At 51.3% G+C, this 12,535-nt stretch carries 12 protein-coding genes; 5 read left to right on the forward strand and 7 right to left on the reverse strand.

Annotation, left to right across the window (positions count from 1 at the left end):
- Positions 1–169 precede the first annotated feature (169 nt).
- Positions 170–583, reverse strand: coding sequence for a DUF4183 domain-containing protein (locus MKX98_RS20590; protein ID WP_194543385.1), 414 nt, complete (start codon positions 581–583; stop codon positions 170–172).
- A 459-nt stretch (positions 584–1,042) separates the two neighbouring features.
- Between MKX98_RS20590 and MKX98_RS20595 the strand changes: the two genes are divergently transcribed.
- The 3 genes from MKX98_RS20595 (at position 1,043) to MKX98_RS20605 (ending at position 2,779) form a co-directional block, all read left to right on the forward strand.
- Positions 1,043–1,594: a DUF4183 domain-containing protein gene (locus tag MKX98_RS20595; RefSeq protein WP_339218113.1), complete on the forward strand. Its 552-nt coding sequence runs from the start codon at positions 1,043–1,045 to the stop codon at positions 1,592–1,594.
- 364 nt (positions 1,595–1,958) lie between these two features.
- Entirely contained in the window at positions 1,959–2,432 is a 474-nt protein-coding gene (locus MKX98_RS20600; RefSeq protein WP_233354997.1) for a Uma2 family endonuclease, read from the forward strand.
- On the forward strand, positions 2,429–2,779 hold the full coding sequence (locus tag MKX98_RS20605; RefSeq protein ID WP_339218116.1) for a 2-dehydropantoate 2-reductase N-terminal domain-containing protein: 351 nt from the start codon (positions 2,429–2,431) through the stop codon (positions 2,777–2,779). Before MKX98_RS20600 ends, MKX98_RS20605 begins: the two co-directional genes overlap by 4 nt.
- A 412-nt stretch (positions 2,780–3,191) precedes the next feature.
- Here MKX98_RS20605 and sstT read toward each other — a convergent pair whose 3' ends face one another.
- On the reverse strand, positions 3,192–4,421 hold the full coding sequence (sstT, locus tag MKX98_RS20610) for a serine/threonine transporter SstT (protein WP_220684720.1): 1,230 nt from the start codon (positions 4,419–4,421) through the stop codon (positions 3,192–3,194).
- Positions 4,422–4,819: 398 nt separating this feature from the next.
- Here sstT and MKX98_RS20615 point away from each other — a divergent pair, with 398 nt between their 5' ends.
- Positions 4,820–5,131: a YbjQ family protein gene (locus MKX98_RS20615; RefSeq protein WP_194543389.1), complete on the forward strand. Its 312-nt coding sequence runs from the start codon at positions 4,820–4,822 to the stop codon at positions 5,129–5,131.
- Positions 5,132–5,348: 217 nt separating this feature from the next.
- On the opposite strand, the gene MKX98_RS20620 is transcribed toward MKX98_RS20615, so the two are convergent.
- From MKX98_RS20620 to MKX98_RS20640, 5 genes are all read right to left on the reverse strand, one after another.
- Positions 5,349–6,506 (reverse strand): SGNH/GDSL hydrolase family protein, encoded by a 1,158-nt coding sequence (locus MKX98_RS20620; RefSeq protein WP_194543390.1) that lies wholly within the window; start codon positions 6,504–6,506, stop codon positions 5,349–5,351.
- A 310-nt stretch (positions 6,507–6,816) separates the two neighbouring features.
- Entirely contained in the window at positions 6,817–7,245 is a 429-nt protein-coding gene (gene fucU / locus MKX98_RS20625) for an L-fucose mutarotase (protein ID WP_339218119.1), read from the reverse strand.
- 81 nt (positions 7,246–7,326) lie between these two features.
- Complete coding sequence (locus MKX98_RS20630) at positions 7,327–8,838, reverse strand: rhamnulokinase family protein (protein ID WP_194543392.1); 1,512 nt, start codon at positions 8,836–8,838, stop codon at positions 7,327–7,329.
- A 71-nt stretch (positions 8,839–8,909) separates the two neighbouring features.
- Complete coding sequence (locus tag MKX98_RS20635) at positions 8,910–9,569, reverse strand: class II aldolase/adducin family protein (protein ID WP_339218122.1); 660 nt, start codon at positions 9,567–9,569, stop codon at positions 8,910–8,912.
- Positions 9,570–9,593: 24 nt separating this feature from the next.
- Positions 9,594–11,387, reverse strand: coding sequence for an L-fucose isomerase (locus MKX98_RS20640; protein WP_194543393.1), 1,794 nt, complete (start codon positions 11,385–11,387; stop codon positions 9,594–9,596).
- A 204-nt stretch (positions 11,388–11,591) separates the two neighbouring features.
- Here MKX98_RS20640 and MKX98_RS20645 point away from each other — a divergent pair, with 204 nt between their 5' ends.
- Positions 11,592–12,449, forward strand: coding sequence for an AraC family transcriptional regulator (locus MKX98_RS20645; RefSeq protein WP_194543394.1), 858 nt, complete (start codon positions 11,592–11,594; stop codon positions 12,447–12,449).
- Positions 12,450–12,535: the final 86 nt, after the last annotated feature.

Genomic DNA, 12,535 nt, shown 5'->3' on the forward strand with positions numbered 1-12,535 from the left:
CTTATTGGCATAAACCCGCTCGGCACCTGAATGGCTCATTTCGCCTGATTCTGTTTGCACTCATCTAATCGCAAACAAAAACGCAAAAGCAGATCAAGAATGACCTCTTGATCCGCTCTTTAAATGAAAAAGATTGCCCTAATCTTATTGATCAGGGCAACCCCTTTCCTTAACTGATGATCGTAATGACCGGAGCCGATATTGTCGGCTGTGTCGTGATCGCAGAAGCTGTGTTCGTAAAACTAGCGATTTCTAGTAAAACAGGTATCCCCGCCGGAACATCCGTCGTATCGAGTACCAAGCTGGCGGTTGTTAATGTCGACAAGGCAAGTTGTTGAAGCATGCCGTTTATATACACATTAAAGTATTCTGAACCTGTCAACGCGGGGAATGCTGTCACGGCTGCTTCGGCATCATCGACAAAACTCGTTGCCGGCATGGTAATGGAGTCTGCTCCGATCATAGCTTCGGTAATCAGCGCAAAGTAACGGGTTACCGTTGGCGTTACCGTTGTGGTGATCGTTCCCCCGGTTGCAACGGGGGGCGTTGCGACAGCAGTAATAATAGGTTTGATAACTGGCATGTAATCACTCCTCTCTGCAGCAAGATAACAAAAAGTATGGCTGAGCCATAATATCATTAAATGATAGATTTCTAGTTTTGACCCTGGCATCCTCCCAATTATAGTAAAAACTTAACAGAAAACTACCAGCGTACCGGTCAATATATCATTGAAGAAAGGACAAATGTCCACTCCACTCCCCTTCCGATGACATAATCTAAATACATACATTCATCCGGGGCGGTGATAAGACTGAAAACTCCCGTGATTAAACGGAAGCGGTATCCAATAATAAAATCCCCTAGGCATCACAGACGCAGAAACCTCAAGAAGCGCAAATGTAAACGTGTCGTATCACCTATCAATAGAAAAAGGATCCGACCGCGCAAGACCAGATCCGATTATCCGGCCATCATCCCATCTGAATGGTCGGAAACACAACTGATAAGGAGCTCTAAGGGATTACCTGAATTACCTGGATTGCCTGGTCAGCCAGGCAATCCAGGTCTCCAAGGTGATCAAGGCATTCAAGGGCCTCCAGGCGTGCCAGGTCTTCCGGGCTCCGACGGAGCATCCGGCATTCCGGGTCAGACGGGCGTCCAAGGGCTGCCAGGTATTCAAGGCATTCCCGGTGAGCAAGGCATCCCAGGCCCTCAAGGTCCTCCGGGCCTTCCCGGGCCCCCTGGTCCACAGGGCATCCAAGGATTACCGGGAAGCGTGATAGTGCCGGAGATCATTGTACTGCCAACCACGCTTCGTTATTTTTATGTATTGTTGTCCGAGGTTAATCTGGATGCTCCCTTCGCCATATCTGCCCAGCAATTTACGGATGATGACGGAAATCCATTTCAGAGCATCGAGGTCGGTCCGAACACCACCTCAACGGTTTATATCAACGGCATGATTCAGGAAGGCCGAATATATACCCTCACGCCGGACGCTCTAACCCTGTATTCCCCCGGCGATGTGCTCCTGGCCGGCACCCCGATCTTGCTGGAGGTTTTATATCTCACCGTTCAGGTGGTGCCTTGAACGGTGAGCAAAGAACCTTGCTATTCGCTGCGGCGGGTAGCAAGGTTCACGAAAAAGACATCTGCCGCAAGGGAGATGTCTCTTTCTCAGCATCTTAATCTTCGGACCGGCTCATGCCAAGCATCTTAATGTCTGCACTTCAACAAGCAACAGATTCTGCGGTGATTTAATGAAGTGTTTGAGTAATCAAAACCACCCGTATAACGGGTGGTTTACTCTGCGGCTGAAAGCCTTTGTTGCTGGCCAGCCCTAAAAGGGCATTGAATGGTTCGCTAACTGCACTACTTTTTCGGCTACCCCTAAGGGGTCTATTTCTTCTTTCGATTAAGCATCGGAACAGCGATACGAGCTGATCGACGGCGTCGTGTACAACTTGGCCTCCCCTTCGTACAAGCACCAGCATGCGGTACATGAACTGATTGGCACATTTTACAACTGGTTTAAGGGGAAATCCTGCATACCGCTAACTTCTCCATTCGATATTACTTTGAAGAAGGAGGAGGACAATATCTGTGTTGTGCAGCCGGATCTGGTTGTCATTTGTGATAAAGATCAAATCGATGAGAAGGGGAAATACAAGGGTACACCAGACCTGGCCATCGAGGTGCTGTCCCCGTCCTCGCGAAGCAAGGATATGATCCCAAAGCTTGATCTATACCGGCAATGCGGCGTGAAAGAGTATTGGATCGTCGATCCGATGAAAGCTCAAGTCACGGTGTATTCCTTCTTGGACGGCGAGATCGCCGATGTAAGCTATTACGCTCAAGGCCGTGACCCGTTTGCAGAATCCCCACTGTACCCGGGTTTGCAAGTTTCAACGCAAGACCTGTTCGTGTGAGAGTAGACCCTGCGAACAGCCGCCCCTCACGAGGAGCTGGCGTACTGGGCAGTTATCTGGCGCATGTGCTGGTGCGGGGCGGCAATGACGTCACCGCGCTGGCACGAGGCAGGCGGACCGAGGAGCTGGAGAGAGACGGAATCGTCATCCGTCATCATATACAGCGAAAAACAACGGTGGATCGAACGCATGTGATTGAATCGCTGGCGGAGAATGATACCTATGATCTCATTTTTGTAGTGATGAAATATACCGATTTCCCGGCAATCCTGCCGATTTTGGCAAAGAACCGCAGCCGCAATATCCTACTGGTGGGCAAAAATACGGATGCAGATCAGATGGAATAATACCTTCAAGCGCATAACGACACGCCCAAGCATATCGCCTTCGGATTCCAAGTAAGTGCCGGACAACGTTAGGAAGACCGAATGGTTGCTGTACGCTTGGCTAAAGAACCATATCATCCCGATAGTAGGGCTCAATATGGCCACCCGCATTCATGGTGGACAGATGAATAAGGTCGCTCGCGACACCAAGCGAACATTCCCACTCCCTGCTTCAGCAGTTGCTAAAGGACAAATCGGGGACGATGTAAGCACTACAAAAGGAGGCTGTTCCATAAGGACAGCCTCCCGGGCTGTTCTGCGGTGGGCAGAATGCAGCGGAGGTGGAGAGCAGCTTGTTGCCGGAAGAATGAAACCGAAGTGCAGTTGATGGACGGATGCAGCAGATCAATTCATAATCGTAAACTTCCTAAAGCTAAGCATTCGCGATTGTAGGGTTGCCTTCTTTGCGCTGCTTCGCTCGCTCTTCTGTCGCTGTAAACAGTACATCTGAGGAAGAGTTGAGCGCCGTCTCGCAAGAATCCTGCAACACACCGATGATAAAGCCCACGCCCACGACCTGCATGGCAATATCATTGGAGATGCCGAACAGGCTGCACGCCAGAGGGATAATGAGAAGCGACCCGCCGGCCACGCCTGAGGCGCCTACGGCCGACACAGCGGATACTACGCTGAGAATAAGCGCCGTTCCGAAATCCACCTGAACCCCAAGCGTATGCACAGCCGCCAGCGTCAAGACCGAGATGGTCACTGCCGCTCCCGACATATTGATGGTAGCCCCGAGCGGAATGGATACGGAGTACGTATCCGGGTTGAGCTTTAACTTTTCACATAAGCGCATATTAATCGGAATGTTGGCAGCCGAGCTGCGGGTGAAGAACGCCGTAATACCGCTTTCTCTCAAGCAGGTAAACACCAGCGGATACGGATTCTCGCGCAGCCTTGCATAGACGATGAGCGGGTTAACGACAAGCGCTACCAACAGCATGCATCCGATCAGCACGAGCAGCAGCCTTCCGTAATCCAGCAGGCTTTCAAGCCCGTTGGTTGTAATGGAATCAAACACCAGGCCCATGATCCCGAACGGCGCAAACTGGATCACCCATTTTACGATTTGGGATATAGCATCCGCACCGCTTGTGAGCAGGCTTTTGGTGCCCTCCTTGGCATTACGCAAAGCGATGCCCAGCAGGATCGCCCAAGCGAGAATACCGATATAGTTGGCGTTCATCAATGCATTGACCGGATTATCCACCACATTAAACAACAGGGTCTTGAGAACTTCAACAATGCCCTCCGGCGGAGTCAGGTCTGTTGAGCTTGTGACCAGTGACAGGCTTGCCGGGAATATGAAGCTGGCGATAACCGCCACCAACCCTGCGAGAAATGTGCTTATGGCATACAGGACAAGAATGGACTTCATATTCGTCTTGCGGCCTTTTTGATGGTTAGAGATGGCCGACATGACCAGCAATAGTACCAGTACGGGTGCAACCGCTTTTAATGCGGATACGAATAAAGAGCCGAACAGGCTGATCCCCGTCGCACCGGGAACGATCAGCGCCAGAATAACCCCCACGATAATCCCGGCTAATATCCGCTTTACCAGGCTCACTCGGTTCCACTTGAGCATCAATTCTTTCATATTATTCCTCCGAATCTATAAAATTTCACTAAGCACCGCCTCGACGCTGTAATGAACTATAGCGTTAGTTTATCACGTAAAGGGTCTGTTGTGTTAGACTGGAAATATATGTGTACCTGACAATAAATTCTACTACAACTCATCGGAATCCGTCTATCCGTGCAACCAATCTCTCCGTGTCGCGTAATAAGAGGGAACACACACCGGAAAAGGCTGAGCCGACATTCTTCCTGAAGCCATGCCCATGCTATCCCAATCATAGGGCGCCCTTCACTTAGCGGTCAATGGACTGGTACCGTCCTCCGACATGGTCGTTCCCTTAACTCGGACTTTTTTATTCGGAATGTGGTTACACTTGAATCAAGATCATAAAAATTATATGAAAGAAGGAAAATGGTATGATAATTACAACTACATCCATCATTGAAGGCTACCCGGTTAAAAGATACATCGGCGTTGTGACCGGCGAAGTGATTATGGGCGCTAACGTAGTTAGGGACTTTCTGGCTTCCATTACCGATATTGTCGGCGGACGCTCGGGTGCCTATGAGAACAAGCTGCAGGAAGCAAGGGACGCGGCGTTTGTCGAGATGGAGGATAAGGCCTCGCGTATGGGGGCCAACGCGATTATAGCGGTAGATATTGATTATGAAGTTATCCGTGAAGGAATGCTGATGGTAGCCGTCAGCGGAACAGCAGTCGTCGTATAACATAGGACCTACAGCGTATTCATAAACAAACATCGTCATGCACCAGCCAGCTCTGCCCGATCAACAAATTCCGGGTTGAGCTGGCTTTTTCATCGGTATCAAAAATGTCCATTCGAACGCGCTCGCAGGTTCCCAGCTTTTACCCGGCGCCACCGGATTGGGGAAACAGCCGTTGCCCGCTCCGTTATTGACCGGAGCGGTTTTAATTATAAATTTATTAATTCATCCGCTGGGCCTCATACCACTTCAGGAAAGCTTCAGCCACCGCTGCTCCCGCCAGACCGTTCGGATGCGGATCATCGGAATTGCTCATATACTTCGGCTGAATCCGATGCTCCTCCGGAGCCGGACAGGACAGAACCGCCGCGATATCAAATACGGCATCCACACCTTCAGGAGGACGGGTTCGAATCGCTTCATTAACGGTGCGCCATACCTCTTCTCTGTCTCCGGTAAAATTGAATGGAGGCACGGTGAAGAGAAGGATCCGCGCTCCCGTTCCGTCCTCCCTCTGCTTTAGCCGCCTTACTATGGTGGATAAATCATTGAGCAGCTCCCTGGAGCTTCTTGCCCCGATATCGATGTCGTTAACACCGAGCACAAGCGCAACAACATCCCCTTCGGCCGCCTTTGCGAGCCAAGGGCCGTCTGCCGAGGCGTCATAGGCTCTCGCCCAGCCGGAACCGATATTCCATACACTGTAGTCTGTTCCGAGGCCATCCGCTATGCGAGATACCCAGTATTCATACTCGTCTTGGGCCGTTCTTACACCTTGAGTAATCGAGTCTCCCAGGAAGACCATCCGCTGCTGAACCGTTCGGGCATACCCTATAAATGCAGGCATGACCAAGCGGCTCACTGCCGGCACGAACGCTGCTCCCAACTCGTCATCCGCCTTATTCCCTTCAGCTTCATAAGCCGTTACAAGCAGCCCCTCCGTATTGTATGGCACCGTTTTCCCTGAAGAAAGCGTCGTTATGGTCCACGTGAACGCCAGTTCATGTCCATCGGGCAGTTCGACCAGTACCGGATCGCTCCAGAACGTCTCGCCGGGAGCCACCGCCTTACCGGATTTCCCGTCAAACGTAATCTGCACGCTCGTTCCAGGTACAACCTGCCCATCCCGTCCCGTGCCCCCATCGGCAGCATAAGCCGCTTCAATACGCCACGCTCCCCCCGGCATGCTCCCTTTTGCCACCGAGCCGACATCCCAAGTAGAATCGACCGAGTTGCTATGCCAAAATCTCAGCTTTAGCTGCCCGGACTCTCTCGGTTTGATATAGGTACGATAGGTACAGGTAATTACATTGTCTTGCTCCATAACATAATTGGTTGCCGTTGATACAACCGATAGAGATACGTATTTTCCTCTCACAATGTCTCACCTTCATTTTTATGATGTTATGTACTTGCCAGAATCATCTTGGCGTCTTTCTTTCTCGCTCTGCTCCAGCGTTGCCCGTTCTCCTCCAAATTCGACTTGATCATCCAAAAGGCCGACATTCTTCCGCCAGCTACTGTTATCTGGGCTAATGCTCATTGTAGATCAATCCGGCAGAGTTGTGTTCATTTTTTACGCATGATGATGATAATCACTTGGACAATTATTTGCTTTAGCTTTTGGTTGGATTAGTAGAAAAAAAGACCGCCGCAGCGATCTCTTCTTTAACATTGCACCAGTTAGTCTAAACGACTACACCCTTTTTAAGGATAATATTTGCGTACAGCGCTTTTTCGCCGGTCGACACGACGACATAAGCATTCTTCGCCCGCTCATAGAACGAGAATCGCTCTACCTCATCAAATTGGACGGGAACGGCATGAAACTGCTTTACGATCTCACGGTATTCATTCCAGATCGGAGTTGCTACGGTATCCCCCGGCGTCACAGCCATCAGCGCTACCGGGGACTCAACATACGTATCGAGCGGAAATAACTGCAATATCGCGTTTAATAATGCAGGAATTCCGTGTCCGTCTGCCCGGACCAACCGCTGGGCATGACTGGCTGCCGGAAAATTGGCATCGCCGAGCACAATTTCATCCGCGTGCCCCATCTCCATCAGAATCTTCAACAGCTCAGGCGAGAGCACATGTGATATGCCTTTTAGCATGATATGACATCCTTCTCTATCGAATTTAGATGTAAGGCTTGGAATATTAGGAGACCGCCATTCGCTATGAATCCCTTAAACTTACTGTTGTACCTGCTGTTGTTCGACAATGGACTTATAATGCTGGAATGCTGCCTCCCAATCCTCGTTGGACTCAGGCCCGTACCAGGCAAGCGGAAAAGACCGCTTGACGAGTTCCACTCCCTCTTCCCGATTGCGCAATGTGCCATTCGCCACAAATTGAACCAGCATGTTCCCGATGGCACTTGCCTCAATCGGTCCGGCCCACACTGTTCGGCCCATGGCATTGGCCGTATAACGGCACAACAACTCGTTTTGAATGCCGCCGCCAACCATATGAAGCCCATCGTAGTGGTGCCCTGTCAGAACCTCCATTCGCTCAAGCACTTCCCGGTATCTCATAGCCAAGCTCTGCAGTATGCACTGGACATACTCTCCGGTGCTATGAGGAATGGGCTGCCCTGTCTCCCGGCAATAATCCCGGATTTCAGCCGGCATATCCGCCGGATTCATGAAGCGCAGGTCATCCGGGTTTATGAAGCTGCGGAACGATTCCGCGTCCTGAGCAAGTTCGACCAGCTCTGCAAATGAATACGTCAATCCTTGATTCTCCCATTGACGCTTGCACTCCTGAAGAATCCAAAGGCCCATGATATTCTTCAGTAATTGAAAGGTTTGATAGGCTCCACCCTCATTGGAGAAGTCTTCCTCCAGCACGTCCGTATGGACAAGCGGCTCCGGAAGCTCGGTTCCTAGAAGCGACCAGGTACCGCATACTAGATAGGCAAATCGGGAGGTGTTCGCAGGAACGGCTACCACGGCGGATTCCGTATCATGCGATGCCACGGCAATCGCTTTAATCGCCGGAACGCCCAGCTCTTGCGCCACGGCATCCTGCAGCCTTCCAATCACGGTTCCCGGCTGTACGGGTTCAATGAACAGGGATGCGGAAAGCCCCAACTCCTCCATTAATGGTTCATTCCACTTGCCTTCTGTAACATGATAGAGCTGAGTCGTGGTGGCCATAGTGAACTCGCACGCCTGGACCCCCGTCAGATAATAGTTCAGTAGATCCGGAGTGAGTAGGAACTTATCTGCAATATCAAGCATCGGAGATTTTGACTTTAGCATCGCATTTAACTGGAAAATCGTGTTAAACGGCATGAATTGCAGACCGCTTTCTTGAAACAGTCGTTCTCTCCCGACCTGCTCGCAGGTTTCCTCCACCATGCCTTCCGTCCGCAGATCCCGGTAATGATAAGGAACTCCGATGAGCTCCCCGTTACGGTCAATCAGTCCATAATCGACACCCCATGAATCGATGCCATAGCTGACCGGTTGATAGCCGGCTTGGAACGCTTTGCGGATGCCATGCTTAACCTCCTGCAGCAGCATCGGGAAATTCCAGTGCAAATGCTGTCCCATCTGGACGGGTATATTGGCAAAGCGGTGAATCTCGGTAATCTTCAGCATGCCGGGCGATTCATGATCAGAAGAGGTGATCTCGCCCAGCAGCGCCCGGCCGCTGCTGGCCCCCAAGTCAAACGCAAGCACCGCGGATGAATTGCTCATAAGCCGCATCCTTTCTCACCTTAGTACTTTACCGATCCGAGTTTGAACAACCGGATCTGACCCACAATCTTTTATTTCATCTTCTGCAGGAGCTGAATACGATAATCTTCGCTCTCCAGCGCAGCGATATCATCCACTTCCTGATCTGTCAGTGGCACCGGTGTGCCGGCAGCCTTGGCGCTCAGATAAATTTTGGCGCTCTCTTCAACTACCTGGGTTCGGTAATACGCTTCACGCAGATTCCGGCCGGTTGTAACCAGTCCATGGTTACCGAGCAGGATGGAACTGGCCGTCGTTACTTTCTCCGCGACGGCATCTGCCAGCAAATCTGTCGTAGGAATGATGTAAGGGATGTATGCCGTACGTCCAACCAATGCCGCCTGGTCCGGAAACATCACCGGCAGCTCCCTCTCAACCAACGTAAAGGCAATGCAGTGGAATGGATGTGTATGCACCATCGCCCCGATATCGGGGTTGCTCCGGTATCCATACAGGTGCATCAGCACTTCGGACGAAGGCCGTAATCCTATATCGGTAATATCGCCGGTCGGGATATCGACTTCGATCCATTGCTCCGGTTCAATCTCCTCCAGCGCAAAACCGCTCGGGGACAAATACATTTTGTCCCCGGCTCTCGCGCTGATGTTTCCTCCCGGTCCTACAACGAGTCCGCTGTCGACGATTTTTTTGGCATACTTGCAGAGCTCATTTCTCGTTTCCATGTTCAGCATGTTCTCCTACTCCTCTCGTTAACCTTATTTATATAGAGGACCGAAGTTCTGACAAGCGCGGAAGTCTGCGCTCTCCGGATCGGTCGTTCCGAACATTCCCCATGCACGTGGGCGGAACACCTCTTCGGCTGGCACATTATGCATGTTGACCGGAATACGCAGGACCGAGGCCAGGGTAATGAGATCCGCTCCGATATGTCCGTAACTGATTACGCCATGGTTAGCGCCCCACTGGTTCATGACCTCATAAACGCTTGAGAACGCACCCTGTCCCGTAAGGTTCGGCACAAACCAGGTTGTTGGCCATGTCGGGTCTGTACGCTTATCGAGCGTGTCGTGTACCTCCGCCGGCAGATCCACAGAATAGCCTTCGGCAATTTGCAGCACGGGACCAAGACCTTTTACCAGGTTAAGACGGAACATCGTCATCGGCATGCCGCCGCGCGTCAGGTAGTCGGTCGAGTAACCGCCGCCCCGGAAATACTCCAAGTTAGCCGGTCTCCACTGCGTGGCCTTCAGCGTGCGTTCAACCTCTTCCTCCGTGATCTCCCAGAACGGCTTCATAGCCGGTTTGCCGTCTATCTCCTGCTCGCCCGTTCCATCCAGTGCAGCCGAGCCGGAATTGATCAGATGCAGGATGCCATTCTCTGCTTTTCCTTCAAGCTTATAGCCGGTAACCCGTTCTACCGAAGCCGGACTCCAGTAAGTACGCACATCCGCGAAAATCTGTGCCGTATTGGTTAACAGGTATCCGAACAGCATGCCGACTCCGTTCAGGCTGTCATTCTCGGTTGCCACGATATACGGCGAACGCCTGCCGTTCCAATCGAAGGAGGAGTTGAGGATGGTCTCCAGGAAATCACCGTTAGGGGAATGATCCGTCCACTGCCGCTGACCTTGGAATCCGGAAGCGATAGCGCTGTGACCCTGAGCCTCCTCTTCAAAGCCAAGCTCCTTCAGGCGCGGATTACCGATCATCAAATCGCGGGTGATCAGCGTCATTTTGACGACGGTTTCCCACTCCAGATCCTTGCGCTCCCGACTGTTCTGGAGATGATCCGGATTGTTATCCGGTCCTTCCGTACAATTCTCCTTCACCCAAGCAAGCGCCTGTTCATATTCTTCAGGATCATAGATGCCTTCTTCCAAGCGGCGCGTAAACTCGCTCATATCTACATATTCGTTCCGCATGCCCAGATACTCCTGGAAGAAGCTGTCGTCCACGATCGAGCCGGCGATGCCCATCGACACCGAGCCCATGGACAAATACGATTGTCCGCGCATGTACGCTGCAGCCAAGCCGCTCCGTGCAAAACGCAGAAGCTTCTCTTGAACGTCGTCCGGAATACGGGTATCCCCTTCATCCTGAACGTCTTCGCCATAGATGCCGAATGCAGGAAGCCCCTTCTGGGCATGGGCCGACAGTACCGCGGCCAGGTAAACCGCGCCTGGACGTCCTGTTCCGTTAAAGCCCCATACCGCCTTCGGTCGCGAAGGATCGACATCCATCGTCTCGGTGCCGTAACACCAGCAAGGCGTAACGGTTATGGTTAGGCCGACTTCGGCATTTTTGAATTTTTTGGCGGCTGCAGTTGCTTCAGCCACTCCGCCAATGCACGTATCCGCAATGACGCATTCAACTGGCTCGCCGTTCGGATATTTGAGCTCCTTCGTCAACATCTCGGCGACGGCCTTGGCCAGATTCATGGTCTGTTCCTCGAGTGATTCGCGAACTCCTCTCCGTCTTCCATCTATCGTAGGGCGAATCCCGATTCTCGGAAAACCGTCCCGCCATCTGTAATCGTTTTCAATTGTCATGTATGTCACGCCTCCCTATAAGGATTATGACATCATTGTAAGATGATTCGGTGCAAGAGATAACCCACTATTTTGTTATATCGGCTCCTAATTTCAGCAAGACAGTGAACCATCCCGATTAGCAGATGTAAACGATTTCCGCACTGAAAGGGCGTTTTGCATTATAATAGGTAGAGGATGTTGCTTTCCAGGAGGGACAAGACCGTGCCAAAGATCGAAATCTCGCATAGCAAAAGCGATCACTTCCGCTTCATCAAAAATCCGCAGCTGCTCTTTGCCGGGCAGGTCGTGGACGAGGACTTCTTTTATGGACCGCCACAAATTCATGATTTCTGCGAGATCATCTATGTTGTAGAAGGACGCGGAGAATTCACGATTGCAGGAAAAATATACGAACTCCACAAGGGCGATGTCGCGATTTATAACCCCGGCATTCCTCACGAGGAGAGATCCATCACGGACGGACCCTTCAAGGTGATCTACTGCGGCGTGGATTCGCTTCACATTGAAGGGGTTCCCCAGGGGATGCTGCTCCCGGCCTATGTGGAGCCAGTCATATCCTGTGAGAAATACGCCTATAAAGTGGAAAGCTATCTTTCCGAGATCCTCCGTGAATGCGATTCGCAGGTGCTGGGGTATGAAACGTTGAGCACCAACTTGCTGATGTCATTGATTACCGTCATCTATCGCATTGTGGACGTTAAACACCAATTCCAGTCCTTGAAGGGCAAGAACGAAATCGCACTGCGGACCAAACACTTTATCGACACTAACTATACCCAGAGCATCAGTCTCAAGGACATTGCCGATACGATGTATGTTAGTCAGCATTATTTATCCCATCTGTTCAAAAAAGAAGTCGGCGATTCCCCCTTCAATTACTTGATATCCCGCCGAATTGAAGAGGCCAAGCGCCTGCTGGCGGATTCCGAAATGCCGGTACATGAGGTTGCTTCCCAAGTCGGTTACGGCAATGATAAGTACTTCTCGATGTTATTCAAAAAAATTACCGGTCAAACGCCGAGCTCGTTCCGGGAACAGAGCAAAATGGGGATTGAGTAAAGGATTTGCAGTATTATCTTTCCAGCAAAGCAGGCAGCCGTTGTGGTACGGCTGCCTGCTTTTTAAATATGAACGGCAATCTGCCT

Origin of the sequence: Paenibacillus sp. FSL W7-1332, assembly GCF_037969785.1 — a bacterium.
Lineage (GTDB): Bacteria > Bacillota > Bacilli > Paenibacillales > Paenibacillaceae > Paenibacillus_AQ.